This is a genomic window from Endozoicomonas sp., assembly GCF_965196975.1.
Taxonomy (GTDB): Bacteria; Pseudomonadota; Gammaproteobacteria; order Pseudomonadales; family Endozoicomonadaceae; genus Endozoicomonas.
Map to the genome: position 1 here is coordinate 5,428,558 of NZ_OZ239981.1, position 19,484 is coordinate 5,448,041.

General features: G+C 43.8%; 21 protein-coding genes. 13 read left to right on the forward strand and 8 right to left on the reverse strand.

The window, feature by feature from the left end:
• Positions 1-588 precede the first annotated feature (588 nt).
• Positions 589-900: a plasmid mobilization protein gene (locus tag ACOCLE_RS24065; RefSeq protein ID WP_419534566.1), complete on the forward strand. Its 312-nt coding sequence runs from the start codon at positions 589-591 to the stop codon at positions 898-900.
• Positions 897-2,273: a relaxase/mobilization nuclease domain-containing protein gene (locus tag ACOCLE_RS24070; RefSeq protein ID WP_419534567.1), complete on the forward strand. Its 1,377-nt coding sequence runs from the start codon at positions 897-899 to the stop codon at positions 2,271-2,273. Before ACOCLE_RS24065 ends, ACOCLE_RS24070 begins: the two co-directional genes overlap by 4 nt.
• Before the next feature lie 49 nt (positions 2,274-2,322).
• On the opposite strand, the gene ACOCLE_RS24075 is transcribed toward ACOCLE_RS24070, so the two are convergent.
• A complete protein-coding gene (locus ACOCLE_RS24075) occupies positions 2,323-2,568 on the reverse strand; it encodes a helix-turn-helix domain-containing protein (protein ID WP_419534568.1) in 246 nt (81 codons plus the stop codon).
• 392 nt (positions 2,569-2,960) lie between these two features.
• Complete coding sequence (locus tag ACOCLE_RS24080) at positions 2,961-3,851, reverse strand: IS982 family transposase (protein WP_419533099.1); 891 nt, start codon at positions 3,849-3,851, stop codon at positions 2,961-2,963.
• A gap of 126 nt (positions 3,852-3,977) precedes the next feature.
• Here ACOCLE_RS24080 and ACOCLE_RS24085 point away from each other — a divergent pair, with 126 nt between their 5' ends.
• A complete protein-coding gene (locus ACOCLE_RS24085; protein ID WP_419534569.1) occupies positions 3,978-4,481 on the forward strand; it encodes a hypothetical protein in 504 nt (167 codons plus the stop codon).
• Positions 4,482-4,640: 159 nt separating this feature from the next.
• Here ACOCLE_RS24085 and ACOCLE_RS24090 read toward each other — a convergent pair whose 3' ends face one another.
• From ACOCLE_RS24090 to ACOCLE_RS24100, 3 genes are all read right to left on the reverse strand, one after another.
• Complete coding sequence (locus ACOCLE_RS24090) at positions 4,641-5,612, reverse strand: IS5 family transposase (protein ID WP_419534570.1); 972 nt, start codon at positions 5,610-5,612, stop codon at positions 4,641-4,643.
• Between the two features lie 162 nt (positions 5,613-5,774).
• Positions 5,775-6,326 (reverse strand): VWA domain-containing protein, encoded by a 552-nt coding sequence (locus tag ACOCLE_RS24095; protein WP_419534571.1) that lies wholly within the window; start codon positions 6,324-6,326, stop codon positions 5,775-5,777.
• Positions 6,327-6,447: 121 nt separating this feature from the next.
• Positions 6,448-6,876 carry an IS5 family transposase gene (locus tag ACOCLE_RS24100; RefSeq protein WP_419534572.1) on the reverse strand — a complete coding sequence of 143 codons (429 nt, stop codon included), beginning with the start codon at positions 6,874-6,876 and terminating at the stop codon, positions 6,448-6,450.
• Between the two features lie 91 nt (positions 6,877-6,967).
• Here ACOCLE_RS24100 and ACOCLE_RS24105 point away from each other — a divergent pair, with 91 nt between their 5' ends.
• Positions 6,968-8,248, forward strand: coding sequence for an ISKra4 family transposase (locus tag ACOCLE_RS24105; RefSeq protein ID WP_419532972.1), 1,281 nt, complete (start codon positions 6,968-6,970; stop codon positions 8,246-8,248).
• An 8-nt stretch (positions 8,249-8,256) separates the two neighbouring features.
• On the opposite strand, the gene ACOCLE_RS24110 is transcribed toward ACOCLE_RS24105, so the two are convergent.
• Entirely contained in the window at positions 8,257-8,631 is a 375-nt protein-coding gene (locus ACOCLE_RS24110; RefSeq protein ID WP_419534573.1) for an IS5 family transposase, read from the reverse strand.
• 278 nt (positions 8,632-8,909) lie between these two features.
• On the opposite strand from ACOCLE_RS24110, the gene ACOCLE_RS24115 reads away from it, so the two are divergent.
• The 6 genes from ACOCLE_RS24115 to ACOCLE_RS24140 all read left to right on the forward strand — a co-directional run bounded on the left by ACOCLE_RS24115 (position 8,910) and on the right by ACOCLE_RS24140 (position 13,395).
• Positions 8,910-9,998: a sodium:calcium antiporter gene (locus ACOCLE_RS24115; RefSeq protein WP_419534574.1), complete on the forward strand. Its 1,089-nt coding sequence runs from the start codon at positions 8,910-8,912 to the stop codon at positions 9,996-9,998.
• Positions 9,999-10,071: 73 nt separating this feature from the next.
• Entirely contained in the window at positions 10,072-10,524 is a 453-nt protein-coding gene (locus tag ACOCLE_RS24120) for a tellurite resistance TerB family protein (RefSeq protein ID WP_419534575.1), read from the forward strand.
• 13 nt (positions 10,525-10,537) lie between these two features.
• Complete coding sequence (locus ACOCLE_RS24125) at positions 10,538-11,146, forward strand: HAD family hydrolase (RefSeq protein ID WP_419534576.1); 609 nt, start codon at positions 10,538-10,540, stop codon at positions 11,144-11,146.
• A 1-nt stretch (position 11,147) separates the two neighbouring features.
• The gene (locus ACOCLE_RS24130; protein ID WP_419534577.1) at positions 11,148-11,723 is read left to right on the forward strand and encodes a TerD family protein; all 576 of its coding nucleotides are present in this window, start codon (positions 11,148-11,150) and stop codon (positions 11,721-11,723) included.
• Between the two features lie 120 nt (positions 11,724-11,843).
• Positions 11,844-12,422 (forward strand): TerD family protein, encoded by a 579-nt coding sequence (locus ACOCLE_RS24135; RefSeq protein WP_419534578.1) that lies wholly within the window; start codon positions 11,844-11,846, stop codon positions 12,420-12,422.
• 337 nt (positions 12,423-12,759) lie between these two features.
• Positions 12,760-13,395 carry a phosphoribosyltransferase domain-containing protein gene (locus tag ACOCLE_RS24140; protein ID WP_419534579.1) on the forward strand — a complete coding sequence of 212 codons (636 nt, stop codon included), beginning with the start codon at positions 12,760-12,762 and terminating at the stop codon, positions 13,393-13,395.
• Here the strand turns inward: ACOCLE_RS24140 and tnpC (ACOCLE_RS24145) are convergent.
• Positions 13,346-14,851, reverse strand: a complete 1,506-nt coding sequence (gene tnpC, locus ACOCLE_RS24145) for an IS66 family transposase (RefSeq protein WP_419532963.1) — start codon at positions 14,849-14,851, stop codon at positions 13,346-13,348. The two genes, ACOCLE_RS24140 and tnpC (ACOCLE_RS24145), sit on opposite strands and share 50 nt — an antisense overlap.
• Before the next feature lie 133 nt (positions 14,852-14,984).
• On the opposite strand from tnpC (ACOCLE_RS24145), the gene ACOCLE_RS24150 reads away from it, so the two are divergent.
• A complete protein-coding gene (locus tag ACOCLE_RS24150; RefSeq protein WP_419534580.1) occupies positions 14,985-15,350 on the forward strand; it encodes a TRSP domain-containing protein in 366 nt (121 codons plus the stop codon).
• Here ACOCLE_RS24150 and tnpC (ACOCLE_RS24155) read toward each other — a convergent pair.
• Positions 15,301-16,806 (reverse strand): IS66 family transposase, encoded by a 1,506-nt coding sequence (tnpC, locus tag ACOCLE_RS24155; protein ID WP_419532963.1) that lies wholly within the window; start codon positions 16,804-16,806, stop codon positions 15,301-15,303. The two genes, ACOCLE_RS24150 and tnpC (ACOCLE_RS24155), sit on opposite strands and share 50 nt — an antisense overlap.
• 135 nt (positions 16,807-16,941) lie before the next feature.
• On the opposite strand from tnpC (ACOCLE_RS24155), the gene ACOCLE_RS24160 reads away from it, so the two are divergent.
• Both ACOCLE_RS24160 and ACOCLE_RS24165 read left to right on the forward strand, forming a co-directional pair.
• A complete protein-coding gene (locus tag ACOCLE_RS24160) occupies positions 16,942-17,805 on the forward strand; it encodes a toprim domain-containing protein (RefSeq protein ID WP_419534581.1) in 864 nt (287 codons plus the stop codon).
• Positions 17,806-17,842: 37 nt separating this feature from the next.
• On the forward strand, positions 17,843-19,351 hold the full coding sequence (locus tag ACOCLE_RS24165) for a YfjI family protein (protein ID WP_419534582.1): 1,509 nt from the start codon (positions 17,843-17,845) through the stop codon (positions 19,349-19,351).
• The last annotated feature ends 133 nt before the right edge of the window (positions 19,352-19,484 follow it).

Sequence of the window (19,484 nt, forward strand, 5' to 3'; positions counted from 1 at the left end):
TGATTTCTAAATGTTAATTTCTTTTGGTGGGTTTTTTCGGGCTTTAATAAGCCCTTTTTGTTTTACGAGGCTCTGTCTATTACAATCGGTAGATAAAATAAAGTATTATTTCCAGCCTCTATAATTACCCTTCATAAACCCCATTAATGTCATCAGGTTGTGAATAGTATAAAATGTGTGGGTGCAAGCAAGGGCAAAGTAATGACATGTCATTACTTTGCGACTGACTCAGAGTGCTCTCGCACTGAGTGGGTGCGGTGTCGTTTCACTCCACCGCAATCAAAAGCCTTAGGAAAATACCAACAACGCTGAATCAACATCCTTATCAGCAAATGCTGCATTCGACTGGAGTGATGTCGAATAAGCCAATAGCCTTGCCGGATAGGACAGTTCTGATTCATGACCTGGCATTTGAGCACTAAGATTTAAGTGCTGCTTATCTAGAGTGCCAAATCTTTCGAAGAGTTACACTTATGCCCGTCATGTGACATTCTGGATTACAGAATACAATTCTCTTAGAAAAAATACTGCTTAACACTTTCCCTGCTCGAAATAGGTTATCCTGTGTGCTTCAACTAGGATGATCCCATGGAGAAGAACAAAACAACCCAGATCCAATTCAGAGTGAGTGAGCAGGAAAAAGCTGAAATTCGAGAAAAGGCAAAGTCACTAAATCTGAAATTATCAGAATATATTTTGTCCCTGCACAAGAGAAAATCATTGCCTCTCCCACCATCAAATATTGAGCGGCAGCAGCTAAAACAAGTAGCTCAAATCGGGAACACGCTTAATCAACTGTTAGTCATTGTACAATCTGGAAAAGTTCCTGATTCTGAAGACATGCAGCTGGTCATCAAAGCCATCAGTCTTTTCATAAAAATTCATGAGTTGAAAAGATGATTGCTGACGCCAAACTAAACGGTAGTGTTGCTAAAGGCGCAGCCGTAGCCCATTACATGCTTAACCCAGATGCAAAAATAAATGATGACGATGTCAAAAAAATGCAGGCATCTAAAGGCGCTGAGCGAATACTGCATATAGAAACCGATCATGCTAACCCGATTTTAATTGGCAGTTGTCCCAAGAAATCAGCAAAATCATTTATGAATGGTGTTCTGCTGTGGAATAGAAGAAATCGCCCTGGAAAAAAACCTCCTCAATCACACTGGGAGCATCGTGTGGTGAGCCTTCACCCAGCTGACAGCAAAAAGCTGAACCCTAAGGATGCGTGTGATATAGCCAGAGAGTCACTAAATATCGCTGCACCGGGAGAGCGCCCAGCACTTTATGTGGTACATGGAGACAAAGAGCATCTTCATGTACACATGCTCTATTCGACAGTGAATGAAACAGGAAAAATTTACAATCTCCATCGAGACTATCGTGTGTGGGAGGCAGCAATGGAGGTGCTGGAGATTAAATACGGCTTGCATAGAGTGCAAAAAAGGGCTGCTTATGCACATGAGAGCCCACTGCGGGAGCCTGATGGTACAAATCCTAAAGCATCTGAATTCAGGCAAATTCAGCGCACGAATGAGCCGTCGCATAAACAGAAACTGAGACAACTGATACAGGAAACCATCGATGACTGTAAATCAGCGTCAGGGGCGGAGAGGTTCTCTCGATTTATGAGCTCTCTTCGGTCGAAAAACATTGGTGTCAGTGTAAACATTCAGTCTACAGGTCGAGTGGTAGGGCTTAGGTTTCATTATGGAATATTTTCTAAACGAGGTATTAGAGGATCAGCTCTGGGTAAGGCCTATAGCTGGCCAAAATTAGCCTCAACAATAGCGTTTGATCAAAACCCTGGGATAAACACAAAAATACTGAAATTCTCTGATCATCGTATTATCGAGTGGGTAAATCATCAGCATGGTGGAAAACAGTATGCGGCTGAAGTTGGTACTTTTTATAACAATAAGGTAAAGAATTCGAATAAAAATCATACGTTGCCATCTGCTGTTGGTGGTTCTTCATTGGGGAGCTCAGAATCAATAACACCTCACTTCCCTGAGGATTGTCCAGAGTGGATGAAAAGTTATATTCGGGCAATTGTAAGTGCTGCCAATGCAGAGCTGGCTAGAGTCCACCAAAAGAATCAAGAGTTAGCTGCTGAATCTATAAAAATTGTTCTGCAGCTTTTAAATGCAATAGTAAAGAGCGAAATAAATCGTCTCTTCAAACAAGCCCATTCAAAACAGCCTTCTAACAGGCTTCAGAAGGGAGTAAAGCACGCACCGACCGAAAAGAGCAGACAATTTCCGTCGTCATGAAGTGCTCAAAAAAACGGCTATCTAAAGCCATCGATGTTTTTATTATGGGTCAGCCATCACTTGGTTTAGCCGGTTGTTCTTGTACATACGTCAAAATATCGCCTGGCTGACAGTTAAAGTATCGGCACAGCTCATTGATACACTGTATGCCTATATTGCAGCCAGGCTCATTGATGATTCGGTTCATTGTCCCTTTGCTGATACCTGTGTCCCTACAAACCTCAGCCAGAGTTATGCGACGATTTTCTGCAAAGCTTTTGTCATCTAATGCCTTTCTCACCATAACTCTGATCATGTCAAACCCATCATAAGCTGTATAAATATAGGAATATCAAATAAATACTATTAGTTCCATAATATTAATTTACGTATCCATATATTGAACTATATTTCAATATATGGATGTTATTTTGTGTATTGTACGCGATGTGCGACTTTGTCTGAAACTATCTCAAATTACTAGCCCGGATATTTCATAAACTGCCCCGAATCTCGGGCAGGACTTTGTCGCCCTAAGGGATTTTGTGAGGGAGTGCCGTACCGGGGAGTACGGTCGACCGAGCAAAACTCCCTTAGGGCGGCAAAGGACAAGCGAGAACGGGAGCACGTTTATGAAATATCCGGGCTAGCATGATGGTAAGTCCAAGTTGTATCTTCAAAATCACGCAATTATTTGCTTTCCGTTTTTTAATCTTCGGAAATAAGGTTCTCAAACTGTATTGCAGGACGACCAGCAATTATATTCAGATAAGAACCAATATTATGTGCCAGTAACTTCCGAGCGATACGTGATGTCATATGCCATCTATCTCGACAATGGCACTTTTCTATTTCAAAGCGCTCTGTCAATTGACCTATCACTGTTTCTATTCTCCGTCGTACCCGTAATACCAGCTTTACAAACGACTTCGGACGTTCATCTTGCATGTTTTTTCTCAGTGGCGTCTGAAGATCAATACCTAATTCCTGACAATCAGCTTTAAACTCAGGCCTTATATAGCCCTTATCGCCAAGCAAGAGGCCAGAAATGGTCTCGAGCATGTCATAGGCTGCATCACGCTCATCTACGTTCGCTGCGGTCAGAGTAAAACCCACAGGAATCCCTCGTGCTTCAACCAGCAAATGCCCCTGAAAGCCATAGAACTTCTTGTCCTTGGAAGCGCAGTAACCATAACCAGCCTCAGCTTTAAAGATACGGCTCTGTGGTGCACGGGTTCTGACGACAACATCAATCGGAAAACCATCGATTAAATGGATATCTGCATTATCTGCATGCATCATCTGGACTATACGAATTTGCAGTCGTTGTTTCACATGCCATAAGTTGGCGGCCTGTTTGACAAATGCCGAGCGTGAAGGAATGTCAGGAAACAGGTGTCGCCAGTGTCGGGTAAAATACTTCCAAATCTCAGTGTCCTTATGATGCCCAAGCCATTCACCGACAACTTCCATGGTGATCGCTTCACTATCAGTGAGCTTTGGTGGAAACCCTCGAAGTCGCAGTGGTACAGGAAAAAGCTCTTTTACCAAATCGTCGATCAAGCAGTAGACTGTAGTGATAAACTCTTCAACGGGCATGACTGAAACCTTCTTTGCTTTCTACTGCTTTTAATAGCAGAAAGCAGGATCAGTCATGTCTCCTTATGCAAACCTAAAAGTCGCACATGGCGTGTATTGTAGAAAACATCAACAAAGGGAATTGTTATGGAATATTATACTCTTGAAGAACAGTTAGACTTAGTGGCGTCATTGCTTTCTCGCTGGATTTGTCCTGAATTTGAAGTATCAAAAAGGCTGGTATGGGAGTTGTGTTTTTCAAACCAATGCTTTGCAAATGAGTTTTGCCACTACCTGAACGAATTAACGCCAGGATTAATCTGTGAGGAGGAATTTGAAAACCTGCCAGCAGAACCAATACTACCCATCATCGAACCAATCAATAACTACAAAGACTCCAGGATTTTCTGTGTATTTACAGATCAGTTGAGTAATTATATTGATCAGCTTATAAGCAAGATGGAAACCATCCTGAGGTCAACTAATCGGGCCGACATGACAAAGTCTAAAGCGTTTATCGCTGATCTCTCTCAGCAGCACTTAATCAGGCTAGCCTCATACACACCGTTTTGTATGCCACCGACACCAAGCCACATCGATCAGTGGCGTAAAAGCATGCCACAGCATGAATGGTTCAAATTAAGGGGGTAGGCTGGTTAGTTGGCAGAGTGAGAGTAAGAGCTTTATGGAATCTGCGAGCAAGTGACTTTCAAGAAATACAGTTTATGGAAGTTATTAATTCACTATTATGCAGCTCAAAAATAACTCAGTTTCCTGTTATTTAGGCCGGTTTACCGGCTTTCAGATACATTAACCCTGCGCCCGGATCATTTGGTCCAGTCTAACCATGTTTGCCAGGGCGAATAACATCGCCAGCTTGCCATCATTTTTCCGCAGTCCCCGATAACGGGCTTTTATAAATCCAAACTGGCATTTGATGATTCTGAAGGGATGTCCCACCTTGGCTCGGATGCTGGCTTTAAGGTATTCCGTTTTCAAAATGACTTTATTGGTTCGAGGATGTTTCCTGAGTTTCTTCAACTTACCTGGTTGTTCGGCTATATGCCACTGTACAGCATCTGTATTGAGCTCTTTTCGTTTCTCAGCTCCCCTGTAGCCAGCATCGGCAAAGACAAACTGTTCATCACCGTGCAACAGGTTACTTGCTTGATTAAGGTCATGTTCATTGGCGGCTATTGTCGCCAGACTATGAGTCAAACCTGTACGGGCATCGACACCAATATGCGCCTTCATACCGAAATACCACTGGTTACCCTTTCTGGTCTGGTGCATTTCGGGATCTCGCTGTCCCGTCTGATTCTTTGTCGATGTCGGCGCTTCGATGATTGTGGCATCGACCAGTGAGCCTTCTTTCAGAACGATACCAGACTCTGTCGGCCATTGGTTTACGTCCTTGAAAATAGTCCGAGCCAGATTGTGACCCTTCAGCAGGTGCCGAAAGTTCATACTGGTTGTACGATCTGGAATCGATTTATCCAGAGATAATCCGGTAAATAAGCGCATGGATGCAATTTCATAAAGGGCATCTACCATGGCCGGATCACTGAGGCTGTACCATTGTTGAAGGCAGTGTATTCGGAGCATGGTGGACAGTGGATAAGGCCTACGGCTATTACCGGGTTTGAGGTAATAAGGTTCAATAATTGCCTCAAGACGATGCCAGGGAATCAGTTTATCCATACGGGCAAGAAATATTTCTTTGCGGGTCTGGCGACGCTTTTGAGTGAATTCAGCGTCCGAAAAGCTGAGTTGTTGATCCATGGCTAACCTCCAGCAAGGGTGAGAGGAGATTAGCTTATTATCGGGGACTTAATCGCAGGTTCCCTAGAATCACAGCTCTGGCCATCATTAAGCAGTAATTTGATTCTTTCGGCTGTAGAAGTTCACTTCTTGCTCAGAGCTTCTACAAGTAATGATACCGAATTAAAGAAGATCAAGACTCTTTGCGCTTATAATCCACTCAGGAAATTCATTCAGCAACTGGCTATACAATTCTTCATCAGGGATGTTGGTTATATAATTTATATGCATAAAACCAGCGTTATCGACCAACCGCCCTTTTAATTCATCCAGTTTTCTCAAATACGGGAAATTCTCGACTCCAATTCCAACAAACTGTAGGAAAAAAGCCTCCTTGGACAGTTTTCGAACAAGTTCAGTTGTTTCTGTTTTGTCACTATTGTTTCCATCGGTGATAAAAATGACGAATACTGGATCAGCTTTATTGTTCTGATACTTTTCATGAATCAAATTGAGAGCGGTTGCGTATTTAGTTGCTTCAATGATTTTGTATTTTTTTAGAACAACGTCTTTTACATAACCATCTAAGTTATTGATGGATACGGGAGGAAGCTGATAAGCATTAGTGCCGAACAAAATGATATCGATTTCACCATCACCATCAAAGTTGAATGCGAGGGCAAGAATTCTTTCAATGACCTTCTGCATTTCCCCACTTTTGAACAAACGATTCATTGACTTCGAGATATCTAACACTAGAACCACTTGAGCTTTAATTTGTTCAAGATCTCTCTTTTGTATTTCAATTTTTGCAGTTTTTCTTAGGAGGCGTTCTCAAACAACCGGTCGACTGGGTTTATGCCAGCCAGATCATTACAGCCGCTATTTGAAGCATCCCCATATAATTTCTTGCCAACCTTTCATAGCGTGTGGCCACACGTCGAAAGTTCTTTAGCTTTTGAAATAAACGTTCAACCAGATTACGTTCTTTATAGACCTCTTTATCATAAGCCCTCTGATTTAACCTGTTCCTCTTGGGTGGTATTACCGGCTGAGCCCCTGACATCTCAACCGCTTTGATGAATGCATTGGAATCGTAACCTTTATCCGCAAGAATAAAATCCGTACTCAATCCTTCGATCAAAGCATTGGCCTGACCATATTCTGATACTTGACCAGCAGTGAGAATGAAGCGAAGCGGGTTTCCTAAGGCGTCAGTTGCAGCATGAATCTTTGTTGTTAACCCACCTCTCGACTTACCTGCGGCTTCAGTAGATTGAATCACTTTTCAGGGGGTGCTCTCTCTGAATGATTGAAACAATAGTGCTCTATTTTCACAGCTACTATGGGAACACCACTCATAATAGTTAACTGTCATGCCCGCTTCTGTTATTTCCAGCTCTACCAAAAGCATCGTTTTGCAAATTGAAGTTTCTATAGATTCAGGCAACATGCTGAATCTTGAAGATAGTTTACAGCGTGCACTCAATGAAGCCGGGCAGCTTGGAACAAAAGAGTTATTGGGGCTATTTGAATCACCCAATAAAGAACCTATCGTCGTTAATCAGCAGAAGTGGAACTACAAAGGAAAGGTTCTTAAGCACTATGAAACCTTATACGGTCGTATACCTTTGGAGCGCTCCGTATATCAGGGTGTCAGAGGTGGCAGTACTCTGGCAGCACTTGATCTTCGTGCCGGTATTATTGGTTCAGCTACCCCCAAATTTGCCAAGTCTATCGCCTGGAAATACAGCCAGATGCCAGCGCCTGCGGTAAAAGAAGATTTTGAGACCAACCATCAAAGGACGCTTTCAAATTCTTATATCAAGCATTTATCGGACAGAGTAGGTGCATTAATTGAAGACCAGCAAGACACTCACTACCACCTTCCTCCACTAAAAGAGCCTGTTGAAACAATAGCCATTGGTCTGGATGGAACCTGCATGCTGCTTTGTGAAGAAGGCTGGAGGGAAGCCATGTGTGGGACATTGAGCCTATATTCTGCAGATGGAGACAGGCTCCACACGATATATACAGCCAGTTCGCCAGAGTATGGTAAACAAAGCTTTATGAGCAAGCTCGACGAGGAGATTGCAGATCTAAAACGACTCTACCCAAATGCCACATACATCGGGGTAGCTGACGGGGCTAGAGAAAACTGGAGTTATTTGAAACAACATACCTCTGGGCAGATACTCGATTTTTATCATGCATCTGAATATTTAGCTGGAGCAGCGGAAGCACTGTTTCCAACCAGTAAGGCGAAGCGACACCAGTGGCTTGAAGACAGGCTACATAGTTTGAAAAACAAGCGTGGAGCAGCCAAAAAAATCCTTCAGGAAATTGAATCAGCCGAGCTCCCGAAAAAGACAATCGCACTGACAGAGAAGCGCTACAAAGCTGTGAGCTATTTTACAAACAATCACCAGTTAATGAATTATCATCAGGCGCTTAAACGCCATTGGCCAATAGGTTCAGGAGTTACTGAAGCGGCTTGTAAGACTCTGGTAAAGCAACGATTATGTGGTTCTGGAATGAGGTGGAAAGCAACAGGAGCGGAAGTGCTTTTGACAACAAGAGCACTGATCCAGAGTAAGGGGCGCTGGGAACAACTTTGGTCTGAGTTCATGACTGGAAAGGTTGAAGCTAACCTATGAGTCAGTTATCAAATTGAGAGAGCACCCTTTTCAGGAGCACCGTGCTGGTGTACGCGAACAATTGATCCGTCAACCATGAGGTATTCCATATCACTATCCGAGCTTAACGCTTTGAAGGCTTTCTCCCAAATACCTTTTGAGCACCACCGACTATAGCGGTTGTATACATTGTGCCAGCTGCCAAACTGTTCTGGTAAATCTCTCCAGGGAGCTCCAGTTCGGGCTATCCAGAGAACAGCTTCAACAAACAATCGGTTATTAGCAGCTGTCGTTCCGGAGTCAGAAGCTATGCCGGGCAAGATATCTTTAACGCGGTTCCATTGATCATCGTTGAGCACTGTACGAGCCGTAGTGAATCCAAAATATATAATGTAGCTCGTCATTAACAGATTGCTGGTTTTCAGAATGTGAATTAACCGGTCAAGTGGGAACGCCCCCTAAGTTGATTACATGTTTTCTTAATTCAATAGGCATGGCAGTAATGCCTTAATTGGTAGTGGGTAAGGTGCAGAATAGCACCGTATCAGTATATGGTTTTGTACGTATGTTCTGAGAATCTGATTATATAATAATCACTTGCTACACCTTAAATAAACGACAGATTGATTACTTCCGGGCATGGGAGTATAAGGCAGGCTGTATTTTATATTTCGAGGTTCTCATGGGACTTTTAGGTAATTTCGCGATACTGATATTTGTATCAGTGGTTATTAAGTACGCGTGCGATACCTTCGAGCAAAGCGCAGTGTATTTAGGCCGCAATATGAGCGAGGGCGTAAAAGGAGGGCTGATTAACGCAGTTGGCTCGTCCCTGCCCGAAATGCTCACTACCTTCTCACTTCTCTTCTTTCTTCATGATGAAGCAGGCTTTGCAGCGGGTGTCTCAGTAACTGTAGGTAGTGCGGTTTTCAACGCTATTGTAATACCATTGACTTGCATTCTTGCGGTTAGGTTTTATGGCGTTAGAGGGCAATCTGTAAAATCGTTCACCATCAGTAAAACTGCGTTGAAAAGAGATGGCTTCTGGCTGTTGCTCGGAGAAGTGGTTCTAATCTTCATGTTGATCAAGTTTAATCTATTCCACTGGTGGATGGGTGCTGCACTAATCATTGTTTATCTTGGTTATCTAGTACACATGCTGAAAAGCGGAAGCCACGATGGTGAGGATGATTATGAATTTGAGTCCCTTGAAAGCAGCAATATTTTGGCGGCACTGATCAAGTTCGATTTTAACAAGGTTTTCTTTAATGATAAGCCGCTAAGTAAATTCTCAGCATGGATTAACCTGTTCTTTGCAACCCTTATCATTGCAATTGCGTGTCACTTCCTTAGCCTTTCCGTGGTGGGTATTGCTGATGGTCTAAATATTCCTGTGTATTTGTCAGCCTTGGTGTTTGCAGCAGCGGCCACATCTGTCCCAGATACTTTCCTGAGTATCAAAGATGCTGTGAAAGGTCAGTATGATGATGCAGTTTCTAACGCCTTCGGTAGTAACACCTTTGACATCACTGTTGCTCTTGGGTTACCACTGTTGGTCTATGGACTAATCTACGGCACTGTGCCTATGCCTGAGGGAACTGATATTGCAGTTCTTCGTGTGTTATTGGTTGTGATCACTCTTGCCGTATTGCTAATGTTTTACATTCCTAAGAAAGTCACTGGCTACACAGCTTCTGGCCTTGCAGCACTTTTTGCAGTTTGGGTGGGTTACCTTATCTGGGCTAGTCAAGTGGGTGGATTTGCTTTGTAGTATGTAGTTAACTGCCGGATTTATGTAATTTGAATCCAGCAGTATCTAAAATTCGAAGAAGAGAAAGTACCCAATGCTCAAAGGTTTGTTTGATCAGGCAAAGGCAAAAGTATCAGAGCTCAAAACTGATGTTTTGAAGTATAAGTCCAAGGATTTTCTTCATGCCGCCCTTGGTGGCAGCGCTCTGGTTATCATGGCGGACGGTAATATTGACGCCAATGAAAAATCCAAAATGATGCGCTTTATCCAGAGCAACGAAGCACTATCAGTTTTTGATACGTCTGAAGTTGTGAAAATCTGGAAAGATTATCTTGAAACTCTGGAGCTGGACGCAGACATCGGCGAGGCAAAAGCCCTTGATGCTATTGGCAAGATTAAAGGAAAAGAAGACCAGGCTCGTCTGGTTATGAGAATGGTCATTGCTATAGGTGCTGCTGATGGTGACTTTGATGCGGATGAAAAACGGGTTGCTGCTGTAGTAGCTCGAGAGCTGGGGCTTGATCCAGCTGAATTTGACCTTCGCTGAGTTATCTACTTATATGAGTAAGACGTTAGTTCTCTTTGATTTTGATGAAACCATCATAAAGGAGAACTCAATTCGGAAGCTGCTTTATGCGGCTTCTGGTCGTCGGTTCCTTTGGCCAACAGCGTTGAGAGTACTGATTAATCCGGCAAACTGGAAAGACTTAAGACAAGCGGTCAAGAATCGTGTCTATAACCACTGTTTATATTCGATAACTGACTCTCGTCAATACTATTTTGGCAAGGCCTTTGGTATAACTTTTACGCTGAATTCTGATGTATGCAAAATGTTGCAACATCACTATGAACAGGGTCATACAATCTGGGTGATTACTGCCTCTCCTCAACCCTATATTGAGGGAGTGATAAGCGCCCTGGATCTTCCCTGTAATCTTGTTATAGGTACACGACTTTCTTCCCCATGTGTTTCGTTTAATCTCTCTGAAGTCGAATGTTCCAGAGGGAGGAAAGTTTATGAGGTGCATGAGTTGTTAACCAATCATGGGCTTCATTTTGATACCGTTATTGCCTATGGCAATCTTCCCCATGACAGAGAAATGCTGTCCATGGCAAAAGAAAGCTATGTAGTGACGAATGGTAAGATCAGTACTTACGAAAGAGATTAGTATGGCTATCAACTTGCAAAAAGGTGGGCGAATTAACCTGGAGAAAGAAGCTCCGGGTTTGTCGAATATTCATCTGGGCCTTGGCTGGGATCTTAGAAAGACAGATGGAAGCGACTTTGACTTGGATGCTTCCGTGCTGATGCTTGATCAGGATGACAAGGCTATCGGTGAAGGTGGTTTTGTATTTTATAATACCTCGACCAGTGCCTGCGGCTCAGTTAAGCACTTGGGTGATAATAGAACTGGCGCTGGTGAAGGCGACGATGAAGTGCTCACTGTTGAGCTATCGAAAGTACCTGAATCTGTAGCAAAAATGCTGATTGCTGTCACTATACATGAGGCTGATGAAAGGAATCAGAATTTTGGCCTGATTGATAATGCCTTTGTTCGAGTGGTAAACAAGGACACTGGTGAAGAAATTGCCCGCTATGACCTGACTGAAGATTACAGCGCAGAGACGTCATTGATTTTTGGTGAACTCTACAAAAAAGATGGTTCATGGCGTTTTGCCGCCAAAGGTGAAGGATTTGCGGGTGGCCTATCTGCATTTCTTGGGACTTATGGTTTAGGTTCCTGATACCAATATTTTACCTGTTTTGCGGGGTATGTGGTGATTGCCTGATATAGGTTCGCCACCTGCAAACTTCCCACTGCGCTGACTTGTTGGTGCGAAAATACTTATGAAGGATGTATTATCATGGCTGTATCACTTTCCAAAGGCGGAAACATTTCCCTCGAAAAAGAAGCTCCTGGTATTAAAAATGTCTTGATTGGTCTTGGTTGGGACGAGCGGTCAACAGATGGTAAAGAGTTTGACCTTGATGCCAGCGTGTTCCTAGTGAAGGCAGATGGTAAGGTTCGCGGGGACCACGATTTCATTTTTTACAATCAACTGAAGTCTCAGTGTGGTTCAGTAGAGCATACTGGAGATAACAGAACTGGTGCCGGTGAAGGTGATGATGAATCCGTTAGAGTTGATTTATCCATTGTTCCTGCAGAAATCGATAAAATTGCTGTAACTGTTACTATTCATGATGCTGAAGCAAATGGTCTTAACTTCGGTCAGGTTTCCAATGCATTTATCCGTGTTGTAAACGAAGCCAACAATCAGGAAGTGTGTCGTTACGACCTGTCTGAAGACTATAGCATTGAAACCGCTATGATCTTCGGTGAACTGTACCGTAATAACGCTGAATGGAAGTTCCGTGCGGTAGGCCAAGGCTATGAGGGTGGTTTGAGCGCAATGGCGAAGAATTATGGAGTTAACATTGGTTAATCCTCTCGCCAACTAGAGAGTTTAACCTTTTAACTTTTCGCATATAGAAAAGGCACCTCAATAAATGGTGCCTTTTTTCATTAGTTGTAGATATTGATCTTATTGGCCTGCCCCAAAAACTAAGTCATAGTCATGCATTTAGTGTTGCCTTTTCAATAGCTCAGACTGGTTTCCTATATGTGAATTCTGTAAGCAATAGCCTGTGTTGTTGGACTAGGCGTTGGGTTTGCAACATTAGTTGATGTTTCTCTTACGCTTTGCACATTCCCCTACTCCCTTCTCCGTGTTTGATTATGGCGCTAAACCTGATACGCACTGCATCCTCATAAAGGTACATATGGAAGTAAATATTTCTGCGGGCACCTTAACCCTTGGGTTCAGCAAGGGCGAAGATCGCTTGAAGACTCTGCTTGATTTTGCCAGCAGGGAGAATCAAAAAAGAGGCTACCTGTTTGTTAGCAAAGTTCTTGGCAAACACATCCCCGTCAAGCCATCAGTGATGAGATCCGTATACCAGGAATTATCAGAACTCTGTGGTTCCGGACCTTCTACCTACGTTGTGGGTATGGCTGAAACGGCTACCGGGCTTGGCGCTGGTGTCGCTGATAGCCTCTCTTGTTTGGATGCTCAGGAAACGGTTGTATACCAACACACGACTCGACACGAACTCAATAGTGATATCTGGTTAACCATTGATGAGTCACACAGCCATGCTGTTGACCACATACTCTATGAGCCCACTGACGAGCTCCGGAAAGATATTAATTCTGCAAAACGCCTTATTCTGGTAGATGACGAAATATCAACCGGTCGCACCCTTCATCTGTTGGCAAAAAAATTATTACCAGAACTAAGACACATAGATGAGATCATCATTGTCTCAATCGTTAGTTGGCTGGATACTGATAAAAAACAGCTAGTAACTATTCAGCACCCAGCAAAGGCGTATTGTTGTAATTTCGAACCGCTTTAAGAAGCGCCTGAAATATGTTCAACCCCTGCTTTTTAGCAGATGATAAATAGCTTCGGATTCGGGTAAACATGGTACCTCCGTCTTCGCTTCTGAAGCAGCCTGAGATCTTCTGCTTAAGTTTGGCCATCCTGGCATCACGTTCACTGCCATTGTTATCGAAGGGAATTGAAAAGTCCGACATGAAGCGCAACGTTTCAACCTTAAACTCAATAAGCCTTTTGAACAGGTTGTAGGCCTTGGTATTCCTGACCTTCTTACGTCCAAGCACCTGTCGTTGTTTTTCCATATAAGCGGTTTCCTTCGTGAGAGCCCTTTGAAGGATTTGGTCGTATATCGTCTCAATGCGAAGCTGTATTGCACCAGGCATTTGAGTCAGACCGGCTGCTTTGTATTTCTTGCAGAAGTGCCAGGAGAGCGTAAGCAATTTCATCAGCCGCAGAGCCAGCTTATTCGCATCCCTATCGACAACTCCCTGAAGCTCTCTCAGATGATGGGCATTACAAAGCACATGCACTGCCGCATAGGCAAAGTAGGACTTCCAATGATCGTGAACCAGAATGCCTGCAAAAGTCAGCAGGATGCCCATTGCATCCATTGCTTCACAACCTCGCCTTTCTGAGAGGTAGTAAAGCGTCCATTGGTCATCTCGCATAATGTGTAACCACCACAGTGAACCGTCAACCCGCATGCCAGTTTCATCCGCTCCTGCAACCGGACTTTCTTGTAAAGCATCGCGGATACTCTGCTCAGTAGAGGCCAGGTTCTCATGGGTATAGGCAACAAAATTGGCAACAGAGCCTGCGCTGACACTCATGCAATAAATAGTATTGAAATACTCAGACACCCGGTGATATGGGATGAAGTGATACTGGTTTAAATGAACAGCCATTGCCTGAGTCACTTCTCCGTATTGAGCAGCGGCTTTCACTCCTTGGGGAAACTCAGCGGTGTTCCGTTTACCACAAGGACATACTTTAACGTCTGCCCAGTACGCGGTAACTTCAAATTCTCCGGGTCTACCTGGATCAAAAACCTGTCGCTCAATGTATTTGGTGGGTTTAATATCGATAAGCGAAGACTGGCAACAGCAACATTTTTCAACCTTCAGATGCCTGACATAATCGGGTAAGGCGACACGTCTCAAACAAGAGCCTTGATGACCTTTCTGGCCACCTGGTTTATTGCCTGAAGATGGTCTAAGGCTTTTGGGGTTCGGTGTTTCCTGTGAGGAGCAGGGGGCTTCTTTGGAAGATGTATCACCTTTATCACTCCCTTTTTTACTGGGCTTTTGATAACCATCTGACGATGGTGGCTTACTACTGTTTTGACTGTTTTTATTAACCCTTTCTTCCAGTTCGCTGCAACGTTCCCGTAAAAGCGCATTCTCGGTCCGAAGCTCTTCATTCTCTTTAAGGAGAGCTTCGGTAAACGGAGTAGCTGGGAAGTCTGGTTCCATACTGGAGATTTGTTAGAAAAATTGAGTATAAGATGATGGTCGAAAAATCAGAAAATTCCAGATTTATATGAAGGGTGCTGAATAGTTACAACAGCTATTTGATTCTTTAACGGTTCCTGTCCGGTTTGTTAATTTGATTGAAGGGGAGTTTTTATACAAACCTGATCCTTTATTTACCCCAACCCTGCCTGCAAACATCGACAAGGGTATTTGCAAAGATCCTTCCCGTGACGACCTTGGGCGGCGAGGTATACGACTGCCTTATCAGCATACTCTCCCATTACCAAGTGATGATGGAAACTGGGTTGTAGTTGGTACGGGTGAACACTTATTTCTTCCTTTCCTGATTGCAGAAAACATGGAAGCAAAAGGTATGGATGTTGTCTTTCAATCCACTACCCGTTCTCCGATTCTACCTGGGGATGCGATAAAACATAAAATTACTGTAACTATTCAGCACCCAGCAAAGGCGTATTGTTGTAATTTCGAACCGCTTTAAGAAGCGCCTGAAATATGTTCAACCCCTGCTTTTTAGCAGATGATAAATAGCTTCGGATTCGGGTAAACATGGTACCTCCGTCTTCGCTTCTGAAGCAGCCTGAGATCTTCTGCTTAAGTTTGGCCATCCTGGCATCACGTTCACTGCCATTGTTATCGAAGGGAATTGAAAAGTCCGACATGAAGCGCAACGTTTCAACCTTAAACTCAATAAGCCTTTTGAACAGGTTGTAGGCCTTGGTATTCCTGACCTTCTTACGTCCAAGCACCTGTCGTTGTTTTTCCATATAAGCGGTTTCCTTCGTGAGAGCCCTTTGAAGGATTTGGTCGTATATCGTCTCAATGCGAAGCTGTATTGCACCAGGCATTTGAGTCAGACCGGCTGCTTTGTATTTCTTGCAGAAGTGCCAGGAGAGCGTAAGCAATTTCATCAGCCGCAGAGCCAGCTTATTCGCATCCCTATCGACAACTCCCTGAAGCTCTCTCAGATGATGGGCATTACAAAGCACATGCACTGCCGCATAGGCAAAGTAGGACTTCCAATGATCGTGAACCAGAATGCCTGCAAAAGTCAGCAGGATGCCCATTGCATCCATTGCTTCACAACCTCGCCTTTCTGAGAGGTAGTAAAGCGTCCATTGGTCATCTCGCATAATGTGTAACCACCACAGTGAACCGTCAACCCGCATGCCAGTTTCATCCGCTCCTGCAACCGGACTTTCTTGTAAAGCATCGCGGATACTCTGCTCAGTAGAGGCCAGGTTCTCATGGGTATAGGCAACAAAATTGGCAACAGAGCCTGCGCTGACACTCATGCAATAAATAGTATTGAAATACTCAGACACCCGGTGATATGGGATGAAGTGATACTGGTTTAAATGAACAGCCATTGCCTGAGTCACTTCTCCGTATTGAGCAGCGGCTTTCACTCCTTGGGGAAACTCAGCGGTGTTCCGTTTACCACAAGGACATACTTTAACGTCTGCCCAGTACGCGGTAACTTCAAATTCTCCGGGTCTACCTGGATCAAAAACCTGTCGCTCAATGTATTTGGTGGGTTTAATATCGATAAGCGAAGACTGGCAACAGCAACATTTTTCAACCTTCAGATGCCTGACATAATCGGGTAAGGCGACACGTCTCAAACAAGAGCCTTGATGACCTTTCTGGCCACCTGGTTTATTGCCTGAAGATGGTCTAAGGCTTTTGGGGTTCGGTGTTTCCTGTGAGGAGCAGGGGGCTTCTTTGGAAGATGTATCACCTTTATCACTCCCTTTTTTACTGGGCTTTTGATAACCATCTGACGATGGTGGCTTACTACTGTTTTGACTGTTTTTATTAACCCTTTCTTCCAGTTCGCTGCAACGTTCCCGTAAAAGCGCATTCTCGGTCCGAAGCTCTTCATTCTCTTTAAGGAGAGCTTCGGTAAACGGAGTAGCTGGGAAGTCTGGTTCCATACTGGAGATTTGTTAGAAAAATTGAGTATAAGATGATGGTCGAAAAATCAGAAAATTCCAGATTTATATGAAGGGTGCTGAATAGTTACGAAAATTATTAACGCTGCCGGGCACTGTCAGGCATTTGCTGAAAAGATGTCGGAGGAAGGTTTTCACCTTCCCTCTTTACCCATTGATGATGGGCAGGTTCACAGGTTTGCCACGCCAACAGATAAAAAAGGGAAGAAGTCTGGATGGTATGTACTCCACACCCACCCTTATCCATTTGGAACATTTGGCTGTCATCGGCAGGGGCCACCTTGGTATCAGTGGTCACAGCAGCATGAGAAGACCGCAAGCAGAGAAACAATAGAAAATAATCAGCGAGCAATGGCGGTACTGCGCAACCATCTGAAAAAGAGAGAGCTCCAGACGCAACAGCAAGCGGCTTTGAAATGTCTTCACCTTTGGAACTCAGCAGCAACGGCATCCAGCCATGCTTATCTGAATAATAAAGGGGTATTGTCATACGGCTTAAGGCAGATAGCAGGAGACTTATTAATACCTGTTCATGATGAACACTATCAACTGACATCATTACAACACATTTCATCCAGCCATAACGATCAAGGAATGCATTTCCACAAGCGTTTTTTTCCGGGTGGAAAGACAGCAGGTTGCTTTTACCTGATAGGCAAACCAGTAACCAAACTTTATATTGCTGAAGGTTATGCTACAGCCGCCACTATACACCGAATAACAGGTCTTCCCGTCTGCATAGCGTTCTCCTGTCATAATATGAAGTCAGTGGCCATTACTATGCGCAGGCTTTATCCAACGATTGTGCTGTTTATAGCTGCGGATAATGACCGTTTTACAAAAGGTAATCCCGGACTCACACAAGGTAAATTGGCTGCCAAAGCTTCCGGAGCTACTCTATTCTGCCCAACATTCCCACCCGATTCCAAGGGCACTGACTTTAATGATTTAGCACGCATTAACAAAAAAATGTACCACTGACGCTTTTAACAAATACAACAACAAGTCCGTGAATATTATGTCTATTAATAATGATATTGCTGGGCAATTAAACCCAGCATATAGCAGCCCCGAAATTCAATGGGAGAAACCAGAGCCTATTGAAAAAGGGCTATTACCGGTACCTGAATTTCCATCAAATATTTTACCTGATTCAATGGAGAAATGGATTCGAGACATTGCCATTCGAAAAGACGGCGCTCCTGTAGACTTTCCTGCTGTATCAGCCATGGTAGCGCTCAGTTCTTTATTGGGTAGTAAGGTTGTTATTCACCCAAAGCAATATGATGAATGGTCCGTGATCCCCAATTTGTGGGGTGCCATCATTGGCAAACCCTCTATGAAAAAGACACCATGCATTACTGATACCTTAAAGCCCATAAAGAACTTTGAAAAGAAATGTTTTGAGCGCTATCAAGATGAGATGAAGGATCATCAAGCCGATTTAAAGCTAGAAAAACTTCAGGAGAAACAATTCCACAGTGAGGTATTAAAAGAACTGAAAAACAACAATTCAAGGGCGAAAGAAATGCTACGTGAGGCAGAATACAATGCCTCAGAACCACCCATATTAAAACGTTATCTTGTAAATGACTCCAGCGTAGAAAAGCTCGGCGAAATACTCTCTCAGAACCCATCCGGAACACTGCATTACCGGGATGAGCTCACAGGCTTTCTTGAGCAAATCAGCAAAAAAGATAGAGCTGGCGAAAGACCGTTCTATCTGGAATCGTGGGATGGAGCAGGCTCTTATACTTTTGATCGAATCGGCAGGGGGACTGTTCATATTGAGAACCTGACGCTTTCGATAATAGGCGGTATTCAGCCCGGAAAATTCAAGACCTATCTGGAAAAAAGAAATCACGGCGTTGAGGATGACGGCTTGATTGAGCGCTTTCAATTGATGGTAATGCCAGATGGGCAAACCCCTAAGTACACAGATCAAGCTGTGGATGAAACAGCCCGCGACAAAGCATACGATGTATTTAATGCCTTTGATGCCATTCCTTATGAGCTGGGAAGACCAATGGTCGTAAGGTTTGATAAGAATGGGCAAAAAGTCTTCATAGCTTGGCATAACCAGCTGATGGCTAGAATACAGGCAGGACTTCCGATACCAAGCATGGAAAACCATCTCAGTAAATACGCATCGTTGATGCCTACCCTTGCCTGCATCCTATCCATTGCAGATCATGGTATTGGTAAGCCCATTGATGCCTATTCAGCAAACAAAGCCTGGGCATGGTGCGACTATCTGGAGGCTCATGCCAGACGTATCTACGCTATGGCCAGTGATTGTTATGCGGGGGCTCGCACGCTATTGAGCCGCCTTAACCAGCTACCCAACCCATTCACCACAGCCGATTTCAGTAATAGAGACTGGAAACATCTGACAACAGCGCCTGCAAGAAATACAGCCCTGAACACACTGTGTGAGAAAGGCTACCTGCATAAAGATGTTGTGACGACAAACTCAAAGCCCAAAATACAGTATTACATCAACCCCCTTGCGCTGGATGAACCATAGCGCCCACCAGCACAGAAAAACTTCATTCCGTAAAAGCACCCGAAAAAACCGAATTATCTTTATTTTCGGTTTTTTCGGTTGTTATCTCTCCAATAACGGTAACACGCACTCTGCAATAAAAATCTGCTTAAAC

Coding starts and splice junctions, on each gene's coding strand:
- ACOCLE_RS24125 (WP_419534576.1), top strand. CDS start 10,538: ATGAGTAAGACGTTAGTTCTCTTTGATTTTGATGAAACCATCATAAAG.
- ACOCLE_RS24110 (WP_419534573.1), bottom strand. CDS start 8,631: ATGACGAGCTACATTATATATTTTGGATTCACTACGGCTCGTACAGTG.
- ACOCLE_RS24090 (WP_419534570.1), bottom strand. CDS start 5,612: ATGGATCAACAACTCAGCTTTTCGGACGCTGAATTCACTCAAAAGCGT.
- ACOCLE_RS24165 (WP_419534582.1), top strand. CDS start 17,843: ATGTCTATTAATAATGATATTGCTGGGCAATTAAACCCAGCATATAGC.
- ACOCLE_RS24130 (WP_419534577.1), top strand. CDS start 11,148: ATGGCTATCAACTTGCAAAAAGGTGGGCGAATTAACCTGGAGAAAGAA.
- ACOCLE_RS24065 (WP_419534566.1), top strand. CDS start 589: ATGGAGAAGAACAAAACAACCCAGATCCAATTCAGAGTGAGTGAGCAG.
- ACOCLE_RS24140 (WP_419534579.1), top strand. CDS start 12,760: ATGGAAGTAAATATTTCTGCGGGCACCTTAACCCTTGGGTTCAGCAAG.
- ACOCLE_RS24160 (WP_419534581.1), top strand. CDS start 16,942: ATGTCGGAGGAAGGTTTTCACCTTCCCTCTTTACCCATTGATGATGGG.
- ACOCLE_RS24135 (WP_419534578.1), top strand. CDS start 11,844: ATGGCTGTATCACTTTCCAAAGGCGGAAACATTTCCCTCGAAAAAGAA.
- ACOCLE_RS24080 (WP_419533099.1), bottom strand. CDS start 3,851: ATGCCCGTTGAAGAGTTTATCACTACAGTCTACTGCTTGATCGACGAT.
- ACOCLE_RS24075 (WP_419534568.1), bottom strand. CDS start 2,568: ATGATCAGAGTTATGGTGAGAAAGGCATTAGATGACAAAAGCTTTGCA.
- ACOCLE_RS24085 (WP_419534569.1), top strand. CDS start 3,978: ATGGAATATTATACTCTTGAAGAACAGTTAGACTTAGTGGCGTCATTG.
- ACOCLE_RS24070 (WP_419534567.1), top strand. CDS start 897: ATGATTGCTGACGCCAAACTAAACGGTAGTGTTGCTAAAGGCGCAGCC.
- ACOCLE_RS24095 (WP_419534571.1), bottom strand. CDS start 6,326: ATGAATCGTTTGTTCAAAAGTGGGGAAATGCAGAAGGTCATTGAAAGA.
- ACOCLE_RS24120 (WP_419534575.1), top strand. CDS start 10,072: ATGCTCAAAGGTTTGTTTGATCAGGCAAAGGCAAAAGTATCAGAGCTC.
- tnpC (WP_419532963.1), bottom strand. CDS start 14,851: ATGGAACCAGACTTCCCAGCTACTCCGTTTACCGAAGCTCTCCTTAAA.
- tnpC (WP_419532963.1), bottom strand. CDS start 16,806: ATGGAACCAGACTTCCCAGCTACTCCGTTTACCGAAGCTCTCCTTAAA.
- ACOCLE_RS24105 (WP_419532972.1), top strand. CDS start 6,968: ATGCCCGCTTCTGTTATTTCCAGCTCTACCAAAAGCATCGTTTTGCAA.
- ACOCLE_RS24115 (WP_419534574.1), top strand. CDS start 8,910: ATGGGACTTTTAGGTAATTTCGCGATACTGATATTTGTATCAGTGGTT.